This window comes from Dyadobacter sp. BHUBP1 (assembly GCF_050587785.1).
In the GTDB taxonomy this organism is placed as follows: Bacteria; Bacteroidota; Bacteroidia; order Cytophagales; family Spirosomataceae; genus Dyadobacter.
Map to the genome: position 1 here is coordinate 153,048 of NZ_JBOBIH010000007.1, position 25,168 is coordinate 178,215.

At 52.1% G+C, this 25,168-nt stretch carries 17 protein-coding genes and 1 pseudogene; 5 read left to right on the forward strand and 13 right to left on the reverse strand.

All coding sequences use genetic code 11. From position 1 onward, the window contains the following. Window positions 1-159 precede the first annotated feature (159 nt). Together ACQ4MZ_RS24345 and ACQ4MZ_RS24350 are read left to right on the forward strand one after the other, a co-directional pair. Window positions 160-3,018, forward strand: a complete 2,859-nt coding sequence (locus tag ACQ4MZ_RS24345; protein WP_430849460.1) for a T9SS type A sorting domain-containing protein — start codon at window positions 160-162, stop codon at window positions 3,016-3,018. Window positions 3,019-3,124: 106 nt separating this feature from the next. Next, window positions 3,125-4,042 carry a bestrophin family protein gene (locus ACQ4MZ_RS24350; protein WP_430849462.1) on the forward strand — a complete coding sequence of 306 codons (918 nt, stop codon included), beginning with the start codon at window positions 3,125-3,127 and terminating at the stop codon, window positions 4,040-4,042. A gap of 86 nt (window positions 4,043-4,128) precedes the next feature. Here ACQ4MZ_RS24350 and ACQ4MZ_RS24355 read toward each other — a convergent pair whose 3' ends face one another. The 5 genes from ACQ4MZ_RS24355 to ACQ4MZ_RS24375 all read right to left on the reverse strand — a co-directional run bounded on the left by ACQ4MZ_RS24355 (window position 4,129) and on the right by ACQ4MZ_RS24375 (window position 9,134). Beyond that, entirely contained in the window at window positions 4,129-4,977 is an 849-nt protein-coding gene (locus tag ACQ4MZ_RS24355; protein ID WP_430849464.1) for a hypothetical protein, read from the reverse strand. 119 nt (window positions 4,978-5,096) lie between these two features. Then, window positions 5,097-6,302, reverse strand: a complete 1,206-nt coding sequence (locus ACQ4MZ_RS24360; RefSeq protein WP_430849466.1) for a GTP-binding protein — start codon at window positions 6,300-6,302, stop codon at window positions 5,097-5,099. Window positions 6,303-6,470: 168 nt separating this feature from the next. Then, the gene (locus tag ACQ4MZ_RS24365; protein WP_430849468.1) at window positions 6,471-7,277 is read right to left on the reverse strand and encodes a polysaccharide deacetylase family protein; all 807 of its coding nucleotides are present in this window, start codon (window positions 7,275-7,277) and stop codon (window positions 6,471-6,473) included. Further along, window positions 7,259-7,996, reverse strand: coding sequence for a glycosyltransferase family 2 protein (locus tag ACQ4MZ_RS24370; protein ID WP_430849470.1), 738 nt, complete (start codon window positions 7,994-7,996; stop codon window positions 7,259-7,261). Before ACQ4MZ_RS24370 ends, ACQ4MZ_RS24365 begins: the two co-directional genes overlap by 19 nt. Beyond that, entirely contained in the window at window positions 7,986-9,134 is a 1,149-nt protein-coding gene (locus ACQ4MZ_RS24375; RefSeq protein WP_430849472.1) for a glycosyltransferase family 87 protein, read from the reverse strand. Before ACQ4MZ_RS24375 ends, ACQ4MZ_RS24370 begins: the two co-directional genes overlap by 11 nt. A 271-nt stretch (window positions 9,135-9,405) precedes the next feature. Between ACQ4MZ_RS24375 and ACQ4MZ_RS24380 the strand changes: the two are divergent. From ACQ4MZ_RS24380 to ACQ4MZ_RS24390, 3 genes and pseudogenes are all read left to right on the forward strand, one after another. Further along, a pseudogene (locus ACQ4MZ_RS24380) lies at window positions 9,406-9,741 on the forward strand (ABC transporter permease); the annotation flags it as partial. Continuing rightward, window positions 9,723-10,289, forward strand: coding sequence for a Crp/Fnr family transcriptional regulator (locus ACQ4MZ_RS24385; RefSeq protein WP_430849474.1), 567 nt, complete (start codon window positions 9,723-9,725; stop codon window positions 10,287-10,289). The pseudogene ACQ4MZ_RS24380 and the gene ACQ4MZ_RS24385, both read left to right, overlap by 19 nt. A 62-nt stretch (window positions 10,290-10,351) precedes the next feature. Continuing rightward, the gene (locus ACQ4MZ_RS24390; RefSeq protein WP_430849476.1) at window positions 10,352-10,720 is read left to right on the forward strand and encodes a glyoxalase; all 369 of its coding nucleotides are present in this window, start codon (window positions 10,352-10,354) and stop codon (window positions 10,718-10,720) included. 68 nt (window positions 10,721-10,788) lie between these two features. On the opposite strand, the gene ACQ4MZ_RS24395 is transcribed toward ACQ4MZ_RS24390, so the two are convergent. The 8 genes from ACQ4MZ_RS24395 to nuoL all read right to left on the reverse strand — a co-directional run bounded on the left by ACQ4MZ_RS24395 (window position 10,789) and on the right by nuoL (window position 25,148). After that, the gene (locus tag ACQ4MZ_RS24395) at window positions 10,789-12,345 is read right to left on the reverse strand and encodes an alpha-amylase family glycosyl hydrolase (protein WP_430849478.1); all 1,557 of its coding nucleotides are present in this window, start codon (window positions 12,343-12,345) and stop codon (window positions 10,789-10,791) included. A gap of 14 nt (window positions 12,346-12,359) precedes the next feature. Beyond that, window positions 12,360-13,406 carry a SusE domain-containing protein gene (locus tag ACQ4MZ_RS24400; RefSeq protein WP_430849479.1) on the reverse strand — a complete coding sequence of 349 codons (1,047 nt, stop codon included), beginning with the start codon at window positions 13,404-13,406 and terminating at the stop codon, window positions 12,360-12,362. Next, a complete protein-coding gene (locus ACQ4MZ_RS24405; protein WP_430849481.1) occupies window positions 13,403-14,983 on the reverse strand; it encodes a RagB/SusD family nutrient uptake outer membrane protein in 1,581 nt (526 codons plus the stop codon). The genes ACQ4MZ_RS24400 and ACQ4MZ_RS24405 overlap by 4 nt, the downstream gene beginning before the upstream one ends. An 18-nt stretch (window positions 14,984-15,001) precedes the next feature. After that, a complete protein-coding gene (locus ACQ4MZ_RS24410; protein ID WP_430849483.1) occupies window positions 15,002-17,971 on the reverse strand; it encodes a SusC/RagA family TonB-linked outer membrane protein in 2,970 nt (989 codons plus the stop codon). Between the two features lie 267 nt (window positions 17,972-18,238). Further along, the gene (locus ACQ4MZ_RS24415) at window positions 18,239-20,029 is read right to left on the reverse strand and encodes a helix-turn-helix domain-containing protein (RefSeq protein WP_430849485.1); all 1,791 of its coding nucleotides are present in this window, start codon (window positions 20,027-20,029) and stop codon (window positions 18,239-18,241) included. A 295-nt stretch (window positions 20,030-20,324) separates the two neighbouring features. Continuing rightward, complete coding sequence (locus ACQ4MZ_RS24420) at window positions 20,325-21,761, reverse strand: NADH-quinone oxidoreductase subunit N (protein WP_430849487.1); 1,437 nt, start codon at window positions 21,759-21,761, stop codon at window positions 20,325-20,327. Then, window positions 21,751-23,262, reverse strand: a complete 1,512-nt coding sequence (locus ACQ4MZ_RS24425) for a complex I subunit 4 family protein (RefSeq protein WP_430849489.1) — start codon at window positions 23,260-23,262, stop codon at window positions 21,751-21,753. The genes ACQ4MZ_RS24420 and ACQ4MZ_RS24425 overlap by 11 nt, the downstream gene beginning before the upstream one ends. After that, window positions 23,259-25,148, reverse strand: a complete 1,890-nt coding sequence (gene nuoL / locus ACQ4MZ_RS24430) for an NADH-quinone oxidoreductase subunit L (protein ID WP_430849491.1) — start codon at window positions 25,146-25,148, stop codon at window positions 23,259-23,261. Before nuoL ends, ACQ4MZ_RS24425 begins: the two co-directional genes overlap by 4 nt. Window positions 25,149-25,168: the final 20 nt, after the last annotated feature.

The window sequence follows — 25,168 nt, forward strand, 5'->3', positions numbered from 1 at the left end:
CGACCCGATTCCTCAAATGCACCCAGGTAAATGATCAGAAAAAGGACCTCCGTGAGCTCGCTCCCGGTTGGGATTGCTTTGTATTTCCATTTTCAAATACCCTCATAAACAGCTATGCAAATAGAATCTACGTTTAGAAAATCCACCAACCATTTTTCCATGCGATGGCCTACGCTGCCAGGCCTTATCTTGCTTGCCATTGCCATGCTTTCCGGACTGAATCGTGCCCACGGGGAAGGATCAGGTGCCTGGGGCGTCACCGACAACCGGCAAGCCAACCTTTTCGTGCCATCCACTTCCTCCTCAGGGGGCGGCAATACCGGCTATGTGACCAGGGGCTTCATGATGCTCGCTTCAAACACAGGTACGGCGAGCACCCCCTACAACCCGGCACATCGTATGTACGTATGGGTTAAGGCAAACGAAACCGTATTTTACGGTTTCAGAACCTCTTCCGGAAGTACTACGGTCCATTTCAACTGGTATTACGACGCTTCTTCAACAGGTTACTACCCAACAGCCACCGCTGCTCCGAACCGGGCTCAGGTGCAGGACCAGGATATCAGCCAGGGCTCCGGCGGTGCCACAGGCCGGCCCTCCAATGCCGCTGCCGCCAGTGCCGGACCTTCCCAGGTTACCGGAAACGGCTACACGGCTTATTCATTTAAAAACACCACCGGCGCCGACAGGGCTTTCTGGGTCGAAATCACATCGAGCAACCTGGAATTCAACTATTGGGATGTTACTGTGGCCTCAGGATCGGCGGGCAATTACATCCGGCAAAACGGCCGTCTTTATTGCAAATACTGGAGTATCGTGAACGACCTGCCGAACACGGCCGGCTCGTCCAGCTCCACTTCGTCCCCTGCCAACTTCGGGTTCTACATCCCGATCGATAATACCTATACACCGGCCAACGATTTTTATGTAAAATATGCCAACTTCGGAGGTAGCAGCTCCGGTTATGCCATATTTTTTGCAAACCTCAATGGTCCGAAGAACAACCTCACATTCGAACAGAACCGACGTTCGATGAACGGCTCGTCGTCAAATGCCCATTTCCCGCTGTTCCTGCGTAATCCGGACGCCAGTGTGTGGCCTTCTCCCCCATTGCCGATAGCGGATTTCCAGGCGGTATTTTCCAGAAGGCCGGGTTCCATTCCAGCCGCCGGCCAGGCGTCCTTCACGGTCGTTATCGATAACCCTTCCATCGTGGATATTCTGATCGACCTCAACGGCAATGGTTACTACGACGGGAAAGACGTGATACTTTCCAATGAATATAATGCTGCGGGCACCTACCAGATCTATTGGAACGGCAAGGACAATACCGGGGCGGACGTGCCAGCCGGTACGGCGATTCACTTTGTATCCTCGCTGCTATTCTACCCGGTGCATTTCCCGATCTACGATATGGAGCAAAGCCTGGGTATCTCTATCAAACACGTGCGGCCACTCCGGTCGGGCACCGAGCCGATCAACGACAAACTTTACTGGGACGACTCGGACATCGCACGGGCTAACATCCCGGGTACCAGCACGATGAGCCCGAGAAGCGTACCGGTGAATGTGACCGGCGTATTGGGGCCGGATCATAAATGGTGGGCTAACGGGGATAATGGTTTCAGCCAAAACAACACCATCAATACCTGGACCGGCGCCTACAACGACGAAATCGTACGTGAACTAATTTTCAACTATGCTTCGGATATCGATCTGGCAGTAACCAAAATGGTGTCTCCGGAAACGACCAAGGTGGGCGAAACCGTCACCTTTACGATTCAGGCGACCAATTTGCCGCTCCCCGAGAATGCCGGAAACCCCATTACTGCAACAGGTATAATCGTGACCGACGCACTTCCCGACGGTTATTCAGTCGAGAATGTGAGCGTTTCCAAAGGCTCCTGGAATGCGGGCAGCGATACTTGGATGATCGGCGACCTGGCAGAAAACGAAGTTGTTACCATGACAGTTACTGCCAAAGTGAACGCAACAGGGCCTTATTTAAATACGGCCATTGTACAGGGTAACGAAAACGACGACAATCAGGATAACAACAAAGACGATGCCGCTGTTACCGTGATTTACCCCCAGCCGCCGAATTCGGATGACCATTCCGCAGCTATCAGCAGGCCGGCTGTCGACCAGGTAATCCTGTTAAATGGCACTGGCGGTAACCCTCCTTTATTTTCAGGTAACGATCCGGAAGATGGTACTTATTCGGGCAATACGGGCTCCATTGCCAACCCGCGCGGGGTAATCATTACGTCGCTTCCTACCAATGGCGAGCTATATTATGACGGATCCCTGCTAACCGAAAACGAGGTAACCACCACCAGGGTATTCACTAATCCTGCATTGTTCAGCATCAAAATGACCGGTATCGGGTATTCCAAAACCTCATTTGAATATGCATACGTGGACGCCGACGGGCTCACCGACGCGAGCCCGGCCACCTACACGCTCACGTGGGAAGGTGCATTGCCGGTAACACTTATAGCTTTTGGAGCCGTTCCGGAAGAGAACCGGGTTCGCCTGTCATGGAAAACAGCAGAAGAAACCAATGCCTCCCACTTCGACGTGGAACGGAGCCGGGACGCTACAAACTGGCAAAAGATTGCAGAAACCGAGGCAGCAGGCGACAGCCGTGAGTTGAATAGTTACACAACGACCGATGAAGCACCGCTTGCCGGAATAAGTTACTATCGTCTTAAAATGATTGACCGCGACAATAGCTTCGCCTACTCGCGCACAGCGAGCGTGAACCTGGGGAATAGCGGGCTCGGAGTACGGGTGTATCCAAATCCGGCTTCCAGCGTCCTCCTCATTCAGGGCGTAAGTCCGAAATCGGTCAGCCATATTTCACTGATCAACGCCAGCGGGCGAATAGTCGCACAATATGGTTCCGTACCTGAAACCGGAATCGACCTTAGCAAGCTTGCCAACGGGATGTATCTCATCAAAATCGTCACAAATGACGGTTTGCAGACAGCCAGAAAAATCGTAGTCAGCAAGTAATCAGCTCCGTATCTTACGTAACGCCGTCCGGCTAACTTTTTACAGTTGACCGGGCGGCGTTTTTAGTCGGAAATTATCCGTTATTGCCAAAAAATTCGCCCCCGACATGATCCAACGAAAAAAACAGCACTGGTTTAAGATGCTTTTTGTCTGGCACGGATCCGTGCTTCCGCAGCTGGTACCGCGTCTCCTCGTGCTACTGGTCCTTTCGGTGCTAATCGTGTTCGTGAACGGCACCCTTTATCATTACAAAATACCTTTAAGCCCTGCCCCCTTCACCATTTTCGGGATTGCCCTGGCATTGTTTCTCGGGTTCCGCAACAATGCCAGTTACGACCGTTTTTGGGAAGGCAGGAAACTCTGGGGCGCCCTGTTGAACGACACGCGCTCGCTGGCACGGCAGGCATTGACCCTCACCGGCTATGATCCTAAAAGTAAAGAGACCGGAGATTTCGTCGATATGCTCATCGCATTCACCCATTGCCTCAAACATCAACTCAGGAAAACCGACGCCACCCATGACATTCAGGACAGATTGCCCGGTGAGCTTGCCGCTATATTGAAAGATGCCCGTTTTAAGCCAGTCATATTAATGCGTGAAATGGGTGTTTGGATAAAACAGGCCCGGGAAAAAGGCCTGATCGATCCGATTTGCCAGGTAGCGATGGACGAAAACCTGAACAAACTCTCCGATATTGTGGGAGGCTGCGAAAGGATTGCCTCCACGCCCATACCCTACACCTACCAGGTACTGCTTCACCGCACGGTCTATTTGTATTGCTTCCTGCTGCCTTTCGGGCTGGTCGATAGCCTGGGATGGATCACGCCTTTGATCACCGTTTTCATTGCCTATACATTTGTTGCATTTGAAGCCATTGCGGATGAGCTAGAAGACCCTTTTGGCACCGAACCGAATGACTTGCCGCTGAATGCAATGAGCAGGATCATTGAAATAACCCTGCTCGAAATCGTTGATAAGCCGGTTCCTGACGCTGCGCTGCCCGATGGTTATATGCTCGATTAAGCCTGGGAATTGTATTTAAATAAAGAAGGCTGACGAGGTCCCCGGAATGGAGTATCTGCCAGCCTTCTAGTCAATAGGGGAATTCTCTACTTAATCGAAACCGCCTTCACCGTATTATGGAAGAAGGTAGGAATATACAGTACCTTGGCCTTGGGATTATAGGCGAGGTCCGCCGAGTTTATTTTCTGCGGCGAGGTGTCGCTTTTGAGCTCGGTTGTTCCATCCGCTTTCACGTACCACACTTTTCCAGCCCATTCTGTTACTACATACGTCTTTTTACCCAGCCCAACGATACCATCAATGCCGCCGGAAACTTTGGCGATAGTGCTGAGTTTCTTCGTAGCCGGATCCAGGCTGAACAACGTACCGTCGCCGTTGCCTATCAATAACTGGTTGTTTTCAAACAGCAGCCCGTTGGTACCTTTCAGCGGGTCGCCTTCCAGCACGAGACTCATCTTGCCGCCGTTCAGCGCCCATACTTTCCCATGACCGGAATCGGTAATATATATGATACGCTTTTTGGTATCAATGGCAATGTCGTTGAGGAACTTGGCCCCCTCGACCGGGTAGCGGTTCAAAATCTTGCCTGATGCCAGGTCTATTTCAGCAACCTGCGTCATTTCAGTCACATACAGCTTATCTCCCAACACCCCCATACCTTTGGTGGAGTTGAGGTTTTCAGCAAATTTCAATTTAATCACCTTTCCATCCAGACCTACTTTGGCAATGAAGCTGTTTTTGTTGTCCATACTGGGGCCGCCGTTGATGCAGGCCACATACAGGACATTCTGGCCCGGCTCAAACAAAACGCTTTCGGGCGTCCGCAATGTAGTATCGCTTTCCCAAACCGGTGTCAGCTCGATCGTTTGAGCCTGACTGGTAGATAATGTACCTGCAAAAAGGCCTGCAAGCACGAAAAGTAAGGATTTTGACATGAGTAAAATGTTAAGTGTTAATAATCGCTGGCCCGGCAATACAGCAAAACGGGCACATCGCAAATGTAGGCAGTTTCTTGAACGTGTTACAAAAAAGCGCGGTAAAGAACATTATTTTGTTACAAACCCGGGAATGGGTCGGCAAAGCGCATCCCATTTTCCATAAGCCCTATTTCGCGCTCCGTGCACAGGCAAGCTTCCAATTCGCTCGTAATCTGGTACTGATCCAGGTCCTGCCCGATCAACACGAGCTCGTTGATCCGGTCACCGAACTCGCCCCACCGTGCTTCGATCGCTTCCCGGTTATCCATATACGCCTGGTACCGCCTTCTTTGCTCGGCTGGCATGCTGACCCACCATACCCCCGCCGATTCAGCCCGTACCGAACCGCCTGCCTGGCTCCAATTGAGTGCCTGGCTCGCCCGCGAGGCCAGCCAGAACAGACCTTTGCTCCGGATAATGCCCGCGGGCCAGTTTTGCTGGATGTAGTCCCAAAAGCGTTTCGGATGAAATGGCCGCGCGTCGCGGAATACGAATGAACTGATCCCGTACTCCTCCGCTTCCGATATGTGCCCCCCACTTTCGGCTTTTTCCAGTTCACGTATCCATCCTGCATTTTGTTCCGCCTGCCGGTAGTCGAACAAACCCGTATTCACGATTTGACTGATGTCAACTTTCGAAAAGCTGCTTTCGATGATCCGAGCACCGGGGTTGAGCGCCTTGATGATCGCGTGCAGCTCTTTCAGCTTCGGAAGCGCGACGAGGTCGGTTTTATTGAGAATAATGACATCGGCAAATTCGATCTGGTCGGTCAGCAGGTTCACGATCGTCCGGTGATCCGGGTCCTCGTTCAATTTGCGGCTCGCCACGGTGTCCATCGAACCAAAATCCCTGGCGAAATTGAATGCATCCACGACGGTCACCATACAGTCGATCGTCGCCCAGCGTGACAAGTCAATACCGCTTTGCTCGTCCACAAAGCTGAACGTTTGCGCAATGGGTACAGGCTCCGAAATGCCCGTGCTCTCGATCAGCAGGTAATCGAACCGGTTTTCCTTCGCGAGTTTCTCCACCTCGATCATCAGGTCTTCCCTGAGCGTGCAGCAAATGCAGCCATTTGACATTTCAACCAGCCGTTCGTTTGTGCGGCTTAGCGTATGCTGCCCTTCCACCAGGCGGGCATCCACATTGATTTCGCTCATATCGTTCACGATAACAGCCACTTTCATCCCCTGCCTGTTATGAAGAATGTGGTTCAGCAAGGTTGTTTTTCCAGCCCCTAGAAATCCGCTCAGGACGGTGACTGGCATTTTGTTATGGTTCATAAGTAAGGTTTATAATTTGCAACAATGTTGCAAATTATAAACCTTAACGCATAAATGCAACATTGTTGCATTTATTAAAATTATACTTCGGCCACACGAAAGGGTTCTGTTCCTGCTTACGGCCTTGTCCCCAATACAGATAATTTATTTAACAGTGTTAAAATTGCATCAGTCCCGGCCGGCAAGACCCTTTTCCCATTGGTCGCAAAAAGTATTGCAGGTCACAAAATCCGCATTCCGCTTTTTCAAAGCACGTACCAGGCCATCCAGTTTTGCGGTCAGCTTATCGCCATTTACCTTTTTGATATAGCCCGGCAGCGTATAAGCGCTCAGGTCGGCAAACTCCCATGGATGGAAATAGAGCATCAGGTTACCGCGCTTTTTTAACGTGAAGCCGCACAGCGCGGCGTAAATACGGAGCGGCAGGTTCTTGAACGACAGCCAGAATAGGGGAAAACGCAGCCAGGGCGTGGTAGAGCAAGGCAGTTCGATCAACCCGTCGGTCTGGCTTGGCAGCGGGTTCTCTCCCAGGAGATTATAGCGTCCCGGCAGCCAGGTCGGGTTCAGGGACGAGTCGTAGCGGAAGTCGCCCCGGCGTAAGGCCGTCCGGTCGAATGGTTTCAGGCGCGGCATGCGGAAGCCATTCACGATTTGTCCGCTGACCGCCTCCAATATGCTGCGGGATTCCATAATATCACTCTCGCGGAACACGTGTGCAGGCGAATGCACGAGTGCATGCGAGGCGATCTCGTGTTTTTGGGCCAGGTGCCGGATCAATGCCGGGTTTTCGGCGGCAAAACGCCCGGTGGTGAAGAACGTCGCGTGTATATGATGTGCATCAAGCACGGAAAGCACATTCTCCATGCCCCTCAGCGTCACTTGCATTTGCTCTGTTTCAGGCACTTTCTGACCATATTCTTCCGGAATATCGAACTCTTCCAGGTCGAAAGTAAGCATCACGAAAGATCGTTCCATAGGCCTCCCAGGATAGTGATTTTTGCAAAATTAACCGCTTCGCGGAACAGTACTTTCATGCTGAAATCGCTGAAAACAATGGAAGAATTGGCCGATACCTCTACCTTTTCTATGCCGATGCCCTTCCGGATCAGCTTGCGGATCAGTTCTACTTCAAAAACAAAAGTGTTGGTTTTGGTTCCCTGTACTTCCGGCAGTATTTCCCGGCGAAGACCTTTGATACCAGCCTGTGTGTCGGTAATATGTTTGTTCAGAAAAAGGCGGTTCATTAAATGCAGCACTTTGGAAAACAACTTCCTTTTCAGCGGAAGATTTTTGAAATATTCGGCGCTGCGGTTACCATAAACGAACCAGCATTCCGGGTTTTCCTCAAATATCCGCACGATTTCGACGATCGGGTCCGTGCCGAAAGGGAAATCAATGTCGGTGTAGACGATGATATCGCCATCGGCGCGAAGCGTGCCTTTCCGGATCGCGGAGCCTTTGCCCTCATTGACGGCATTATCAAGAAAGATAACATTCGGGATCCGGTTCAACGTCGCAACGTGGGTCCGGTCGAGACGGGTGGAGCCGTCGTTGGAAATAATGTACTGCACGACGCTGCCGGGCAGTTTTGCATTCAGCTCCCGGATATGGTCTTCCAGCGTCCCGCACCAGCCTGGCAGGGGATTGTAGCAGGGCAGCACAACGCTGATACCCGGCCGATTTTCAGTTTTCATGTCGATGAAGTAGTAATTGTGTTTGCAAAACCACCCACACAAGCACGCAAGGGATCACCTTGATCAGGTAAGGCTCGAAAAAGTTGCGGCGCAGGGAAGGCGGATAAATGTCGGTAGGTGCCAGAATACAGAATACGAATACGAGTATCAGTAATATTTTAGACCAGGGCGCCAGCCGTTCGCCGTTGACAATGTGGAAGAGCACCACACCCGGAATGGCGATCACATAAGTCGGCGATTCGGCCGCATGGTTGAATACAATCACCCAAAGCGAGGCGTAGGCAAACAAAAGCAGCCGCTCTTCCAGCGTGAAATATTGCTTTCTGAAAAAACATAACAGCCAGGTAATACCGAACAACACCACGCCCGCCAGCTGCACTTTGGTCACATCCTCAGGCGAAAATACCGGAATCCACACTTTCAACAGGCCCATAATCGAGAATCCGTAATTCACCGCGTGGTCGGCGACCAGGATTCCGTACCAGTCTTTATAAACCTGCACGAAATGACCGATCCCCGTCACTGGCAGCGGCAAGAGCGCCAATACCAGCGCCCAAAGCACCGAATACCCAATAAACTGCCCCTTACGCGGATAAAACAGGAACATGCCGGCGTAAATCAGTCCGTACCCCTTGATACAGAAAGCCAGCAACGGGAACAATGCGGCCCAGCGGGTTTTGCCGTTTTCGAGAAAAGTAAAAGTCAGAAGTCCCGACGCCGCAATGAGCGGGTTGGTTTGCTGGCCATGCAGCGACGTCACCAGCTCGAACAGGATGAACCACCAGAAGAACACTTTCTTGTCATAATCGAGCGGCAGGCTGCGGATGGCATAAAAAAGTGCCAGTGAACAGCATATGAGCCAGAGGAGAAGGCTGACCGGCAACGGCAGGAACGAAAAAGGTGCAAAAAAGATACAAAAGGTGGGATTGTAGAGGAACAGATCGAAATACTCGCGGGGGTATTCCAGGTGAAGATTCTGATGCCTCACCAGGTGGCCGAGCGCCGCCCTGAAAATCTGAAAATTATTATACTTCAACGGCCCGCCTGCATAATGCTGAATGCCGATAATGATGCTCAGCAGCACGTAAACAGCCAAAATAACCTTCTCACGCGAGAAGAATTCTAATACTCTTTTCATTACTCAAACGAACTTGTTAGGGATGGGTTTTGCTCCAAAGATAGAGCGCGGCGGATCAACGAAAAACGGGAAATCACCATCTTAGCACATTTTAATTTTTTCCTAATATTTTATAATCATGGCCTGCCGACAGGGCCGGCAATCCTGGACATGACGCGAAAAAATGTGTAACGGTTGTAACCGGTAGTGAGAATTTGTAACGCCCGCAGACGAACGTCCGGTTGTTCGGAAGTGAACACGGCAGGATAAGAATCCTGCATTTGAAGCATTTCCGGTACTGGGCGCTTCCGTTGCCGGTGTATGGAGATTGATTGCAAAAGACTTTCTGTTCTTAACCGTTATCGCTGCCGCCGTGGCCATTCCTGTGAGCTATTATTTGCTGGCCCAAATGCTGGAAAAGTATCATTATCGTTCGACGATCCCGTGGTGGATCTTTGGCGGGTCAGCGGCCCTGGCTCTTTTATTCTCGATGCTGACCGAGTTACCAGGCCATAAAAGCCGCATTGACAAATCCGACAAAAGTGCTCCGTTCGGAACGACGCGTAACGGCAAATCTCGTATTTTCGGTATCGCAAATAACGTATGCCTATGTATGGAAATATCCTGAGAGCGACGGGAACCTACCAGGACAGCGAAATTGAACTCTTTGAGAAAGAAATTAGATTACGCGAGGCCCGGAAACACGAATTGCTGCTCCGAAAAGGGCAAATTGCAAGAACAGTCTCTTACTTGCTGGAAGGCGCTGTCCGGCAATACGACATCCTGTCCGAATCGGAACATAACGTAATCGATCTCCACCTTGCCGGCGAGTGGTTCTTCAATCATGAAAGCCTGGTCGGCCAACGTCCTTCCAGGTTCTTCATTGAAACATACACGGATTGCCGATTCATCGAAATCAACCTGGAAACAATTCATTATCTGACCGGCAAGTCACTCGCATTCTTGCAACTCAACAAGGTTTTGGAAGGCGCTTTTCAAAGGATGCAGTTTTTCGATCAATCCATGACACCGGTGGAGAAGTATCGGCACCTGCTCGACAACCGCCCGAAGCTAATTCAGGCTTTTCCGCTCAAAATCATCGCGTCGTATCTTAAAATTACACCTGAGACCCTCAGCAGGGCGAGGAATGCGGTCGCGAACGGCACTATTTCTTGATTTCGATCAAGACGAGTACTCGCACCAATGCCCTAATTTTGGCTGATAATATCGCATACCCTATGGAACATAAAGCACTATCAATCCGCCCGTTCATCGGGGCTACCGATTTCGAAGTCTCCCGGGCTTTTTACCGTGACCTGGGTTTTCAGGAAGTCGTACTGACGCCTGTAATGTCGCTTTTCAAAACCGGCGACTACGGTTTCTATCTGCAAAATGCATTCAACAAAGACTGGATCGACAATACGATGGTCTTTCTGGAAGTGGAGAATGTTCAGACTTTCTGGGACGACCTTGTGCAGCTCGACCTTCCTGCGAAATACCCAAATGCGCGCCTGACCCCGATCCGGGTCGACTATTGGGGCCGCGAATGCTTCGTTCACGATCCGTCCGGGATATTGTGGCATTTCGGGGAGTTTTTCAAGAAATAACGGCAATCCCGGAACCAGTGTTACCACCCATTCCGGGATTGTCCAGGTTACTTTTAAGTCAGCGTGACTTATCGTAAAATTACCGACCCGTATGCCGGGATTTTGAGCACTCTGCCACTTACTTCAGTCTTTTCAGAAGATCCGAACAGTAGTTTCTTCCCCGAAGCAGATGCAGGCAGTTCTACGGTCTTTTCGGTGCCGCTTACATTGTGCACAATCAGCAGGTCCCCGCTTGTGTGCGGGCGCGTGAATGCGATGATGTGCTCCTGCCGGATCCCTGCGTCACCCAGGTTCACAGGGGCTACCTGGCGCAATGCAGGATACTCGTGGCGTAGTTTGAGCAGCTTTTTGTAATGATTGTAAATGGATGAAGGGTCTTTCATCTGGGCTTCGAGGTTCCGGACTTTGTCGTCGGTGGAATACGACGGTTTCATCCAGTGCGTACGCAGCTTATCTTCTGCCGAAGCCTTCCATAAAAACGGTTCCCGGATGTTCTCGTCGGGCTTGTTACCGAGCATACCTATTTCTTCGCCATAGTACAGGTATGGTTCACCCGGCAATGTGAGCAACAGGCTCGCGGCGAGCTTCATTTTGGAAATATCACCATTCACGGTGGTGCCGATACGGACGTGATCGTGGTTGTTATTGAAAACAGCGTCGATGAAATCAGGATTGGCGGCTTTGTAGACCGCGTGCGTTTGCCGCAATTGTCCGATCAGGTCGATTGATTTTCCGGTTTTGAGCATTTCGTGTATAGCAAGCGCCGCGTCGATGTTGAAATTGGCAGGCAGGCCTTTGAAATACGGCGCGACTTTTTCCGGTGTTGACCAAACCTCTCCTACCAGATAAATATCCGGCTTCATGCTTCTGACCTTTTCGCGGAACTCAATCCAGAATGCGTGGCTTTTTTCCGCCTCCCAATCGGGATAAATGTGCTTGGCGGCATCGAGCCTGAACCCGTCCACACCTACTTCGTTGAGCCAGAATGCGGCTACCGCGTAAATCTCCTCCCGCACTTTGGGATTGTCGAAGTTGAGGTCGGGCATACCGCTCCAGAAGAGGCCATAGTACTTTTCGTCACCACCTTCTTTCACGGCATGCCAGGGATTCACCTCCCATGAATCGCCTGATTTCTCGCGTGTCGCGATGCCCAGTGAATCGATCGTCTTTTGCGGGAGCCACACATAATAATCGCGGTAAGGATTCTGTTTTCCCTTCCGTGCCTGCTGAAACCAGGGATGCTGATTGCTGGTGTGGTTCACGACCAGGTCCTTGATGATCCGGATGCCCCGCTTGTGCGCTTCCGACAGCAGCCTTTTGAAATCGGCCATTGTACCATATTCGGGATCGATCTGCCGGTAATCCGTCACATCATACTTGTGATAGGTCGGCGATTTACAAATGGGTGTGAGCCAGAGCGCATCCACGCCCAGGTCTTTTAAATAATCCAGCCTGGAAGTGATCCCGTTGATATCCCCTATTCCATCCCCATTCGAATCGGCGAACGAGCGGACGAATATTTCGTAGCAAACAGCGGGAGGATTGGTTTGCTGCGCCCATGCTGTGGCTCCTGCGAGAAGCCATAGCACGGCCAAACAGCATCTTTTGACCTGCTTAAAATCCATGAATCAACTAAAAGTTATTTTTTCGTGATAGAATAAGTATAGTTACCTGCATTGCTCAGGTTGAGGCTGATGATGTACGTACCGGCCGCATCTACTTTGATATTCCCGTTGTCGAGCGTATCGGGAACGCCGTCGGCATTGCCGTCGCCATATGCCAGCGTCCAGTCATCATTCGCCCGGAATTTGATTTCTCCCTGAGTGAGTGCCACCTCGGCTGTCCAGGCGCCGCTTTTCGCGTCGTACGTCAGGTCCTGGTCCTTATCCCAGCCGCCTTTGGTCGCCGACCCCAGCACGCCCCATATGGTTTTGAGTGACGACCACGTGCTATTATTCAGGTCCGCTTTGAGCAGGTAATAGCCCGCGCCTTTCTGCGTCAGGTTGCCGTTCGTACCCAGCTTGCCGGGGCCTCCGCTACCGTAGTCGCCCTCATTCCAGTTGGGGGCATTGGTAAATTTAAACTCGGTTGTTTCATCGGGAAAATACACATAACCCTCGAATCTTTTGTCGTCCTTCACCGAAACCAGCTTCGGTGCCTTGTCCGGCGCCCAGCCCTGGTGACTGCCCGGAACGTAAATCGCCGGATACACGATCACCACAAAGTACGGCTTCACCGACAGTCCCTGGATAGCCGAGACTGTATTCATGCGTTCGGCGGAGGTACCTAGTGACGATATCACCCGTGCCTCCACATCCGCGGCCTGTCCGGCCGTGAGTTTGAGTTTGTTGATCATCAACCCGTTGAGCTCGCCGGTGGTAAAGCCCTTTTTCAATGCGCTGCCGGCATTGATCTCCACCGGTTTCTGAAAATTATTACCCTTCTTATCCAGCTGGATGGTGTAGCTGATCACGCTGGCAAAACCGTAATCTACGGGCGTCCAGGAGAAAACGACAGCCTCCTTTTCGGCATTGGCGCTGTTCAATTCCAGTACGGGCTGGTTCACCGAAAGCACGGCCGCCGCACCGGGCGCTGCAATGGTTTTAATTTCATCCTTTTCACAGGCCGACATCACGACGAACGCCATTAATGAGGCCAAAACTGATATGCTGCGATACTTTATCATGGGTTCTGTTGGAGATTAGGGTTTGCGATAAGGTCTGTGGCTGGGATCGGGAACAGGTTGAAACTTTCCGAAACCCCTCTCCCGTCTTTTACTCCCCCCTTCCACGGCCAGAGGTAACTGCCGGAAGTAAGTAATCCGTACCGGACCAGATCGGTGCGGCGGTGGGCCTCCCAGTAAAATTCCCGGCCGCGTTCATCAAGCACGTCGTTCAGGGTAATGGCCGTCACATTGCCGCTCGCATTGCCGTAAGCACGCTCGCGAAGTTTATTGAAATAGGCAACAGCCGTAGCTTCGTTGCCCCCTGCTCCACCGCGTTTCACAGCTTCGGCGTAGGTCAGGTACATTTCTGCCAGGCGGAAAAGCGGGAAATCGACGGACGAAAACGAGTTGCCCGAGGACGGCACAATGGCACCCGACCGGGTAATGTTCCGGAATTTGGTAATCGCGAGACCATCGGTAAAAACGGAAGGGTCCTCCATTTCGATCTTCTGCCCGAAAAACATAGCGCGCTTGTCTTTCTTGCCGCTGTAATCGCCGAAGCGCAACGGGAGGTTTTTGGTAGCGCGGTTGCCGCCCCAGCCGCCATTGGGAATGCCGAACGACGCCGGGTTCATCGCCGCATTGATACCTGCATTGATAATGAAAGTCGTACCGCCATTGTTCTGGGTTTTGATCCCGTCGTAATTGATAGACAGCAACACTTCCGGGTTATCGACGTCATTATCGCCCAGGAACAGGTGCTTGTACTCGGGCATCAGCGAGTAACCCGACTTAATCACCTTTTCTGAATACGTGATCGCGTCGTTGTACCGTCCCTGGCCTTTACCCAGGTACACCTCTGCATTCAGGTACAGGCGCGCCAGCAATGCCCAGGACGCCGCTTTGTCCACGCGCCCATATTCGTTTTTACGCGGTTCTGCCAATGTCGCTTCCGCTGCTTTGAGTTCCGATTCTACGTAGGCAAACAGATCGGCGCGTTTGATTTGTGGTGGAATGTATTTTCCGATAGGGTCTTTCTCGGTCACAAAAGGAGGATTTCCGAAAAGATCCATCAAAACCCAATACTGGAATGCCCTCAAAAACTGCGCTTCGGCACGGTAACGACGGATTTCCTCCGCATCCTGTCCGCCAATGCCCCGCCCGGCCAGCTTTTCATCCGACGACTCGCGGATAAACTCGTTGCAGACCGTCACATGGAACAAGCTGCGGTTATAAAGCGCGCTCAGCAATACGTTGCCGGCGGTCCAGTTCAGGTTATGGAAATCGGGAATACCCGGATCGTTCCATACGCAAGCCGCTTCGTCGGTCGTAAGCTCCTGAGCATTCCAGAAAAGCCTCAGAAAGTCGGCCTGGCCCGGGTCGACACCCGCCAGGTCGGACGCATTGATACCGTTATTACCGGCAAGCGCAAAGCTCCCGTACACCTTGGCCAGCACCTGTTTGTAGTCCGCAGGCGTTTTGTAGGCAATGTCGGCAGTAATAGAGTTCGTCGGCGAAAGATCCAGGTCTTTCGTACAGGATACGGCCCCGCCGGCTAGCAGCGCAGAGCATAGCAATGTTTTATATAAGAATTTCATAATCAATATATTTAGCGATTAAAAGTCCAGATTCAGGCCCAACACGAACGTTCTCGGCCGCGGATAGAGGTTGTAATCGATACCGCCGTTGATCTCGGGATCCAGGCCTTTGTATTGGGTCACCACAAACACATTCTGGCAGGTCGCATTGATCCGCAGGTTCATCCGGTTGCCCAACACACGGCCCGCATTGTAGCCTATACCCACGTTGTCCATGCGCAGGAAGGACGCGTTCTGAACATAATAATCCGACTGGTAACGGTTGTTGAAGAAGTTGGTATTATAAATGTCCGTGGTGCTGTTGCCGAGGATGTTGTTCGGGTTCAGGATATTCCTTCTCACACCGAAGTTCGAAGCCACGTTGTTGTACATGTAGTTGCCAATGTTCGCACGCAGAATGGTGCTCAGACTCCATTTATCGTAGGTAAGCTGCGTATTGAAACCCAGCATCACTTTCGGGAAAGGCGATTTGTAGCGATACTGATCCTTTTGATTGATCGCGCCATCGCCGTTCAAATCTGCATAAACACCTTCCAGCGGTTTACCCTCCTGATCGTACACCTGCTTGAAAACGTAATACGAAAAGGTATTATAGTTGACCGAATGGATCTGAATGCTCTGCCCGGTCCCTCCGGTAATGCCGCCGGTCTGGTTACCCGCGAATTCCGGATCGCTCACGGCCGTCAGGTTCGTAATCTTGTTGTTGTTATAGGTAACATTGAACCCCGCATTCCAGCTCAACTTTCCGGTAGCGATCGGCGTGCCGTTGACGGCGAACTCGATCCCCTTGTTTTCGATGTTACCGACGTTGGTCAGGATCTGGTTGCTGAAATTCGAGCCGATGGGAATAGGCACTGTGTTCAGCAGGTTTTTCGTCTTTTTGTAATACACATCCAGACTACCCGAAAGGCGGTTGTTGAAGAACCCGAAATCCAGGCCCGCATTGGCCGTTGCCGTCTGTTCCCATTTGATATTCTGGTCGTACGCAGCCGGGGCGGTCATATTGTAGAAGGTATTTCCGAACTGGTACTGTGAAGCATTGGAGCTCACCGAGTAGATACCCAGGTAGGAATAATTGGCAATACCGTCCTGGTTGCCGGTAATCCCGTAGCTGAGCCGGAGTTTAAGGTCGCTCATTGCGCTCACCGGCTTCATGAAGCCCTCCCGGTTGATGCGCCAGGTCAATGCCACCGACGGGAATACCCCCCAACGGTTTTCAGGCGAGAAGCGCGATGAACCGTCGGTCCGGATCGAGCCCGCGAGAATGTACTTGTCGTCGAACGTGTAAATCAGCCTTCCGTAGTACGAAATGAGTGTATTTTCAGGGATATCGTATGCAAATTTCGGCTGCGAACCTTCCACAATTTCGCCGTTTGCGCTGAAATTGGGATAGAAGTAATTTTTGGTCGCATTGTTGTAATAGCCATAACCAGCCGTAGCGCTCACGTTACTTTTAATACTTTTGAGATCCTTTGCGTAGCTGAGGTAAAACTCGGCGACCTTGTTATTTACTTTTTGCAAATACTTGTTATTCTGGCCTTTGGTCGTAAAATTCTGCGCAGCATACTCCGGCACGAATGTCGTTCCGCTGCCTTTTGAAATATCGTAGCCGAGGTTCAGGTTCGCATGCAGGTCGGGCAGGAAGTGGAATTTGTAATCCAACTGTGCATTCCCGAAGCTTCGGTTCACGGTCCCATTATTATCCTGCTGACGAATCAGCGCCACAGGGTTTCTCGGCGCATTCGGGTTGAGCGTCGCTTTGCCGGCGTCGTCTTTCGTCACCCATTCGAAATACCCGCCAAACGGGCTCGATTCGTCCATGACTGCCTGGGTAGGATCAAACTGCACCGCATTGATGATCGCGCCCTGATTCGCAAAATGCGACTTCGTTTGCGCCCCTTTCAGGTTCAGGTCGATTTTAAGGTGTTTGTTGAAGAAGCGCGGGCTGATATTGATCGAGGCCGACGGGCGCTGCATTTTGTCGGTGATCAGGATCCCGTTTTGGAGCAAATAACCCAATGAAACCCGGTAAGGCATGCTTTTCAATGCACCCGAAATGCTCAGGTTGTTGTCGGTACTGATGCCGGTACGGTAAATTTCATCCTGCCAGTCGGTTTTGGCCGAACCCAGTAGTGCCTTCTGGGCATCGGTGCCGTTCGTTTCCACATAGGTCCTGAACTCGTCGGCGCTGAGGGCATCCACTGTTTTGACAATTTTTGAAACAGCCAGTTGCGTATTGAAATTGATCACCGGCGTGCCGCTCTGGCCCTTTTTGGTGGTGATCAGGATAACGCCGTTGGATGCGCGCGAGCCGTAAATGGCCGTTGCCGAGGCGTCTTTAAGTACCGTAAAGGTTTCAATGTCGTTCGGGTTGATGAGGCTGAGCGGGTTTGGTGCACCGCTGAGGCTGCTTCCGCTCAATGGAACGCCGTCGATGACGATCAGCGGGTCGTTACTCGCATTCAGCGACGCCCCTCCGCGGATGCGGATCGTGCTGCCCGAGCCGGGCTGTCCGTTGTTGGACGTGATCGACACCCCCGCTACCTTTCCAACGATCAGCTGCTCGGGGCTCTGGATATTACCTTGCTGGAAATCCTTGGACGAAATGCTGGTGATCGAGCCTGTAAGCTCCTGCTTTTTCTGCGTACCGTACCCAATCACGACCACCTCCGACAGTTCTTTCGTGTTATCGGCCAGCGTAACGTTAATAACGGATTCGGTGCCGACGGCTACTTCCTTCACCAGCTTGCCCACAAAACTGAATACAAGCGTGGCATTAGCGGGCACATTGGAGAGGGAATACTTGCCTGTTTCGTCGGTCTGGGTACCGAGCGCGCTGTTCTTGACCACGACCGTAACACCGGGTAACACCGAGCCATCATGCGCGTCGGTCACTTTTCCGCTGACCGTGCCTTGCGCCATGAGCGCGACATTCCCGAGCAGAAGCAGAAGGGCAAAACAGACTGTCTTTTGATAAAGCTGTTTCATCGTAAAGGGATAAAATGTGATTGATTGCTTTCGAACACTTCGAGATGCCAATCGGATTAATCCAATTATTTATCGAAATATTTCCTGGCAAAACTATCCCCTTTCGAACCCGCTGTCGTTCCACTTCCCGTTTTCAGCGTTTTTTTTGAATACAGGGCTTCAATTCATTATAAATAATTCATTTACAATAAATTAAATACATTGCTACGAGCCCCACTTTATAAAATGGCACTTATTTTTCTGATAATTTAAACCCAAAAAAGTCAATTACTCCTCGGGACGGCTCGCATTGTAGTAGTCGCGCGGGGTCTGTCCGGTAATTTTTTTGAACGACCGGTTGAACGCCGTCTTGGAGTTGAACCCTACCTCGTAGGCGATGCTCAGCAGGGTATAGTTTTTGAATTTAGGATTATCGACCCGCTTTTTGAAATCCTCGATCCGGTAGGAGTTGATGAAATCGAAGAAGTTCTTTTCAAAGCCGTCGTTGATCACCCGCGACAAGGTGTGCTGCGACAGTTTCAGCTTCCCTGCCAGCTCGCTCAGCGTCAGTTTAGGGTTGGTGAACGGCTTTTCTTTGGCCATATATTCCTCTACCTGCCGTTTCAGATCGGTAATATCCTCGGGCTGTTCCGGCTTCTTATCCGCAACGCTCTCCTGCCCTTCCGTTTCCTCCGTGCTCGCGCCGACATCGAAAATCGACCGCGGTTGGGGGGATATTTTAAAGATTTCGGGCTGGTGAATCGCAAAGTATCCTACGAAATAGGTAATGGTTGAAAATGCGAGCCAGATCGCATCCACACTACCCTCTACAATTTGCGTAACATCGAAGTCAAAGCAATAACCGAGGCCGAGCATCAGGAAAAGGAAATACCATAGTCCGAGGCAGAGCGCCTGGATAAACAGCACCGTATTGAGGTAATGCAGGTTCTGTTCGTACGAAAAATGGCTTTGGTACTGCTCGCGGTAAAAGCGGAAAGTCCTGCGGAAGAGGAACCAGAAATAGGTATTCCAGCCCAGGGCAAGCAGGCCCGTTCCGAGAAACACCCCGAACAGGCTCCGGTCGCGTACGAGAAATAACAAATGCAGCTCCCTGTCGCTGATCAGGAAAAACGGCAGATACACGAAGCATTGCAGCAGCACCGGCAAAAAGAGCACAACCTGCCGGAATGGCTTGACCGATTGATTGAAAAGCAGCCTTTGAAGGTAAAAATAGAACGCCGGCACATACAGGAAGAGAATGAAATCCGGCATGAGCAGGATTTTCCCGAACGCCTGCGCCGCCTCCCGATAACCGCCGATCGTCCGCAACAGGATCATCAGCGACGCCACGCCGATCGTGATCACCAGCCAGCGGTTGGCCGGCCGGTTGTAATTCTGCATAGAGGGGATCGCGATAATCAGCAGAATACCCTGAAAAACCGAGAATAGCAGCAGCAGATCATACAAAGAATAGAAATGGAACGACGCCGAAAGGTCTTCCCAACCGTCTATTTCAACATTGATCGACATGTGATCGACTTTCGAATCGCGGTAGATTGTCCGGTTCGGGCGCGCTTTACCGCTCTCCCGCCCTTCGATCGACTCCCAGCTCCCGCGCGTGAACTTATACTCGACCGGATCCTTGTCGGTGTAAATAGTAGTCCGGTAAGTCCCGTCGACATTCTTGTAAACCTTGTAAAGCGGATTCGCCGGCTCCCAGTCGTTGAAATTCCCCGAGATGAATATCTCCGCGTCGTGCGGGGTATTTTCGGGAAGTTTATTAATAATGAAGGTATATACGATTTTCTTTTCCCAGCCCGCAATACGGATCCTGATCAAATGCGGATCAGCTTCTTTCGATGCCTCATAAACCCGATCCGCAAGCGGGCTCCCCGAAGAATCGCCCTCGACCATCGTCCAGTTCCCCTGCGTGATCTTGTATTCAAACCTTGCCGGAACTTTCGGAATATCGATGTAATACTTGCCGGCCTGGTCTTTCCTGAATTTGTAGTTCGGATCGCCGGGACTCCAGTTATTCAAATCCGAAGCGAGAAAAAGCGAGGAGGATGGGGAAATCAAGGGTGGAGACTCAATAATTTCAATCCGAAGCTGCGCAAAAGCAGCTCCGCACACCAGAGTCATGAGAGTGGCTAACAAAAGCTTATACATGCACAAATCAAAGCAAACATTTGCTAAAAAACTATCTGCCCCGATCTTGCCGGGCCCGATAGCCCCGCCACGCGTTTCGGGAACAGCTCGCGTCAGACTGTGCATTTGCAGGTATCCGCGTCCGCGAAGCCGGTGAAATATGCCCACTTCAGGTAAGAATCGGGAGACAGGATGAGGTCGGCACCTGAAAGTCCGAACAACAGGCCTATTTCAATTGCAGCCCCTGAACGACACCGATCACACTGTCGGGATAGACGCCCAGCCAGATCAGCGCAAAAGTGAGAATGGAGAGGACGGCCATGCTGATTCCCAGAAAAACGGGATATTGGGCCGGAGGGTCCGGCAGCAGGTCGCGGGTACCCGCAAACAGCGTCGTAACCACCCGAAGATAGTAATAGAGCCCGACCACGCTGCTCAGTACCAGCACAACGGCCAGCAGCCAGAATCCCTGTCCGATACCCGTTGTGAGTACGTAAAATTTCCCCGTAAAACCCGCCGTGAGCGGAATGCCCGCCAGGGAAAACATGGCGATGCTTAGTATGCTCGCCAGTGCGGGGTGCTTCCAGAACAATGCCTTGTAACGTCCCAGGTCATCGGCATCGGATTCCGAGTCAGACAGAATGGTAATGACGCCGAATGCGGCAAAAGTGGTGATGAAATAAGTAAGCAGATAAAAGCTGACCGCCTGCGGTACCACGGCGCTGCCCGGAATAAAGGCTACCAACAAATACCCCAGGTGTGCGATGGAGGAATAGGCGAGCAGCCGCTTGATATTTTTCTGCCTCAATCCCAGCAGGTTACCTGCCACCATCGACGCAATGGCAATGATAAATACGACCATCTGCAGCGGCTCGGAGCGGAAACCGTCGATGGCGATGAAAAAGCGCAGCATGGCCGCCACGACCCCGCCTTTGGAGGCGGTGGCAATAAATGCCGTAACAGGCACCGGCGCGCCCTGGTACACATCGGCCGTCCACATATGAAACGGCACTACGGCCAACTTGAAACCCAGCCCCACCAGCATCAGGCCCAGCCCGGTAAGCAGCAATGGAGGCACACTTTCGGCTGCGACCACATCAGCCATTCCCGCAAACGACATCGTACCCGTTTGCAAATACACCAGGGCCATTCCGAAAAGCAGGAAAGCCGATGAAAACGCCGCCAGTACAAGGTATTTGATCCCCGCCTCAATGCTATGATTCCGTGTGCGCAGATAAGCAATGAGCGCGTACAAGCCGATGGTGAGGATTTCGAGCCCCAGGAAGAGCGATACGAAATGCTCGCTCAGTGCCAGCACGCACGCGCCCAGCGTACACAGGAAAAGCAGCACATAATATTCTTTCGGCCCTTCCTCTTTTTCCTGAAAATAGATGTAGGAGAATACGTTGACCACCAATCCCGAAAAAATGATCAGCCCGGTCATGAAGGCGCCGAAACTATCAATCATAAACAGCGAACCTACCTCATAAGGAAGCATTCCGCGGATATTGAGCAGGGAAATGAATGCCGCTACAAAAAGCAGCAGGCTGACAAGCTGGATGATCCGGTGGCTCAGCCGCGCTACGATCAACAACATCACCAGAACCGATGCGCCAGCCAGCACCATGAGCGGCATCAGCGCGGAAAAATCGTTATTTGACATAAGACTGATGATGTGAAGCCGTACTATGAACATCCATAAACCGGATCAGCTCCGTGATCGCAGGCCGGGCTGTGTTGATCACCGGCTGCGGAAACAACCCGAGCCATACCACTGAAACCGTGAGTGCCGCCATGATCAGCATTTCCCTGAATGAAAAATCGGGAACGGCTTCCATCGTCCTGCGCGGCCCCAGGAATATCTTGCCTACAATACGCAATGAATACACGGCTGAGAATATCAGCCCGGAGGCCGCGGCAACGGTGATCCACGGCTGCGCCTGGAAAACGCCGAGCAAGATCAGAAATTCGGCCACGAAGTTGCCCAGGCCCGGTAAACCGAGTGAGGCCATTGCAAATAGCAGTCCGATGGTGCCCATTTGGGGCATAGGCCCCCAGAGCCCGCCCATTTGTCCGATATCGCGGGTATGCAGCCGCTCCTTAATCATCCCGGCCAACAAAAACAATGCGCCCGTGCTCAGGGCGTGGGTTACCAGCTGCATCACCACTCCTTGCAAGGCCAATTCGTTTAATGCGAAAATTCCTGTGATGACAAAACCCATATGACTCACGCTCGTAAATGCCACGAGCCGTTTTAAATCGGTCTGCGAATAGGCCATTACAGCCCCGTAAACAATACCCGCCACGCCCAGCACCATCGCCGGAACAGCCACGTCGGTCACTACTTCGGGGAATATGGGGACTACAAACCGCAGCATGCCGTAAGCCCCGGTTTTCAACAGCAATCCTGCCAGAATGAGACTTCCGGCAGTAGGCGCCTCCCCGTGCGCATCGGGCAGCCAGGTATGAAATGGGAATACGGGCAGCTTGACGGCAAAGGCGATCATAAAGCCAGACATCAGCCAGAAAGCGGTTTTGAATGGAATTACCGTTTCAACGAGCTCGAAATATCCGAACGTGTAATTACCTGTGTCGCGGCCGTGGATGAAATACAGGCCCAATATGGCCAGGAACATCAGCAGCCCGCTCGCCTGCGTGAAAATGAAGAATTTATACGCGGCATACACCCTGTTTTCACTACCCCATATACCAATCAGGAAGTACATAGGGATGAGCATTACCTCCCAGAAAAAGTAGAACAGGAACAGATCCATCGCCATGAATACCCCCGCCACACCCGCCAGGATCCAGAGTAGGTTGAAGTAGTAAAAGCCGGTCCTCTCGCGGATTTCATCCCACGAACAGAGGACGGCCAGCACACCCAGGAAAAAGGTTAATGCGAGTAAGAGCAAGCTCAGCCCGTCGACCGCCAGGTGAAAGGTTATGCCAAAAGAAGGGATCCATTCTTTGCGGAAATCCATGAGCCATTGGCCGTCCGTCACCGAATGCGGCAAGGTATTGGCCCAAAGGAACATGACCAGCAGCAGCCCTGCGGCACTGGCCAGCAATGCGATCCAGCGCGGTAGGTGCCTGTTCCACTCTCCCGCGATCACCGCCGCCACAGCGCCGGCCATTAAAACCGTGATCAAAAGTACCAGTGTCATAGCATTATCTGAATACCCAGGATGAGAATTGCACCAACCACCAGACCCATGATATACCACCGGAGCGATCCGGATTGCGTTCTTGAAAGCACCTTGTACATCTCCCCGGTCGCAGCAGCAATGCCAGTGTACAGCCGGTCGGTAACATCCGACTTATTGATTTTGGAAATGAAAATAAATGGCTTTACCAGCAAGCGGTCGTACAGGGCGTCAAAACCCCAGCCCGAGAACCAGAACCGGTAAAGGCTTGCCAGCAAGCCGTTCCTGCGAAGGCTTTCAATGCGTGCAGGCTGCTGGTAGTAATAGTGGTATCCGAGAAATACACCACCCAGTGTAGCCAGCGCTGCCAAAAGCTGAAACAACCATTCCGAAGGGATGTCGGCCTGCATAACCGTCTCCGGCAATACCGGGCGCAGTAAATCCGAGAAAAGGGTAAAATGCCCGAAATTATGCGGCAGCTCGATAAATCCGGCGAAAATCGAAAATACCGCTAGTATAACGAGAGGCATCGTCATGCGTTTGCCCGGCAGATGCCCGACCGGCGTGTGTGCTTCGCCCCAGAATGTCAGGATCATCATGCGTGTGGTGTAGGCAGCGGTGATCAATGCACCACACAGGGCAACCATCCAAAGCACCGGGCTCCCGCCGTTGGCCGTCCAGGAATACCAGAGAATCTGGTCCTTACTGTAAAACCCGGCACTAATGAGCGGCACCGCGGCCAGGGACAGCGCACCCGCCAGGAATGTCCAGAAAACCACCGGCATTTTGTCTTTCAATCCCCCCATTTTAAACATATTATGTTCGTGGTGAAGCGATTCTATAATGGCTCCCGCAGCGAGAAAGAGTAATGCTTTAAAAAATGCATGGACCATAAAATGGAATATCGCCGCCGTCCAGGCGCCTACACCCAGTGCGAGGAACATATAGCCGATCTGACTGATGGTCGAATAAGCCAGTACCCGCTTGATGTCGTACTGGGTAAGGGCCGTGAGTCCGGCGAGCAACAGGGTCGCCGCTCCGACGACGGCAATCACCAGACGGGCGGTTTCCGAGAGGGCGAATATCGCATGCATACGCGCTACCAGGTACACGCCCGCGGTCACCATCGTGGCCGCGTGAATGAGCGCGCTCACGGGAGAGGGCCCTGCCATGGCGTCGGGCAGCCAGGTTTGCAGCGGAAGCTGGGCCGATTTGCCAAGTCCCCCGGCCAGCAGCAACAGCGCAGTAACCGTTATGACGGTACTATTGGGTTGCCAGATTGTGGCAGCATTGGCATCAATGTCGGAAATAACCAGGGTACCGGCCTGTTGGAAAACCATAAACAGCCCGATGGCCATGGCTGCATCGCCGATGCGGGTAACGATAAATGCCTTACGTGCCGCATTCCCGTTGGAAGGCTGTTCATACCAGAAGCCGATCAGCAGATAGCTGCATAGTCCTACCCCTTCCCAGCCCAGGTACATCAGCAACAGATTATCGGCCAGCACCAGTACCAGCATCGAAAACACAAACAGGTTCATGCTCGCGAAAAAACGGGCGTAGTCCCGGTCCGCTTCCATGAATGCCGTGGAATAGACGTGGATCAACGCGCCGATAAAGGTGATGACAAATACAAAAACCAGGGAAAGGACATCGAGCGTGAGGGTAATCTTCGCGTTGAACGCGCCCACGTCGAACCACGTCCATAAAGTCTGCGTGTATACAGCGCTTGCCGGCATACCGGCCAGAAATGCCCCCCCGACAACGAAGGTCACCAAAGCGGAAAGGCAGATGCTGCCCGCTCCGACAATCGCCACCGACGGGCGGGAAAGTTGTTTCCCAGCCACTGCGAGGATCAGAAATCCGCCGAGCGGAAGGGCGGGTATGAGCCACAGATACTTGTCCATGAGCTTTCAGTTTGCGGGCT

Bases quoted from the DNA above. Each gene is read 5' to 3' on its own strand.
- ACQ4MZ_RS24345 (WP_430849460.1), top strand. From the start codon at position 160: ATGCGATGGCCTACGCTGCCAGGCCTTATCTTGCTTGCCATTGCCATG.
- ACQ4MZ_RS24350 (WP_430849462.1), top strand. From the start codon at position 3,125: ATGATCCAACGAAAAAAACAGCACTGGTTTAAGATGCTTTTTGTCTGG.
- ACQ4MZ_RS24355 (WP_430849464.1), bottom strand. From the start codon at position 4,977: ATGTCAAAATCCTTACTTTTCGTGCTTGCAGGCCTTTTTGCAGGTACA.
- ACQ4MZ_RS24360 (WP_430849466.1), bottom strand. From the start codon at position 6,302: ATGAACCATAACAAAATGCCAGTCACCGTCCTGAGCGGATTTCTAGGG.
- ACQ4MZ_RS24365 (WP_430849468.1), bottom strand. From the start codon at position 7,277: ATGGAACGATCTTTCGTGATGCTTACTTTCGACCTGGAAGAGTTCGAT.
- ACQ4MZ_RS24370 (WP_430849470.1), bottom strand. From the start codon at position 7,996: ATGAAAACTGAAAATCGGCCGGGTATCAGCGTTGTGCTGCCCTGCTAC.
- ACQ4MZ_RS24375 (WP_430849472.1), bottom strand. From the start codon at position 9,134: ATGAAAAGAGTATTAGAATTCTTCTCGCGTGAGAAGGTTATTTTGGCT.
- ACQ4MZ_RS24385 (WP_430849474.1), top strand. From the start codon at position 9,723: ATGTATGGAAATATCCTGAGAGCGACGGGAACCTACCAGGACAGCGAA.
- ACQ4MZ_RS24390 (WP_430849476.1), top strand. From the start codon at position 10,352: ATGGAACATAAAGCACTATCAATCCGCCCGTTCATCGGGGCTACCGAT.
- ACQ4MZ_RS24395 (WP_430849478.1), bottom strand. From the start codon at position 12,345: ATGGATTTTAAGCAGGTCAAAAGATGCTGTTTGGCCGTGCTATGGCTT.
- ACQ4MZ_RS24400 (WP_430849479.1), bottom strand. From the start codon at position 13,406: ATGATAAAGTATCGCAGCATATCAGTTTTGGCCTCATTAATGGCGTTC.
- ACQ4MZ_RS24405 (WP_430849481.1), bottom strand. From the start codon at position 14,983: ATGAAATTCTTATATAAAACATTGCTATGCTCTGCGCTGCTAGCCGGC.
- ACQ4MZ_RS24410 (WP_430849483.1), bottom strand. From the start codon at position 17,971: ATGAAACAGCTTTATCAAAAGACAGTCTGTTTTGCCCTTCTGCTTCTG.
- ACQ4MZ_RS24420 (WP_430849487.1), bottom strand. From the start codon at position 21,761: ATGTCAAATAACGATTTTTCCGCGCTGATGCCGCTCATGGTGCTGGCT.
- ACQ4MZ_RS24425 (WP_430849489.1), bottom strand. From the start codon at position 23,262: ATGACACTGGTACTTTTGATCACGGTTTTAATGGCCGGCGCTGTGGCG.
- nuoL (WP_430849491.1), bottom strand. From the start codon at position 25,148: ATGGACAAGTATCTGTGGCTCATACCCGCCCTTCCGCTCGGCGGATTT.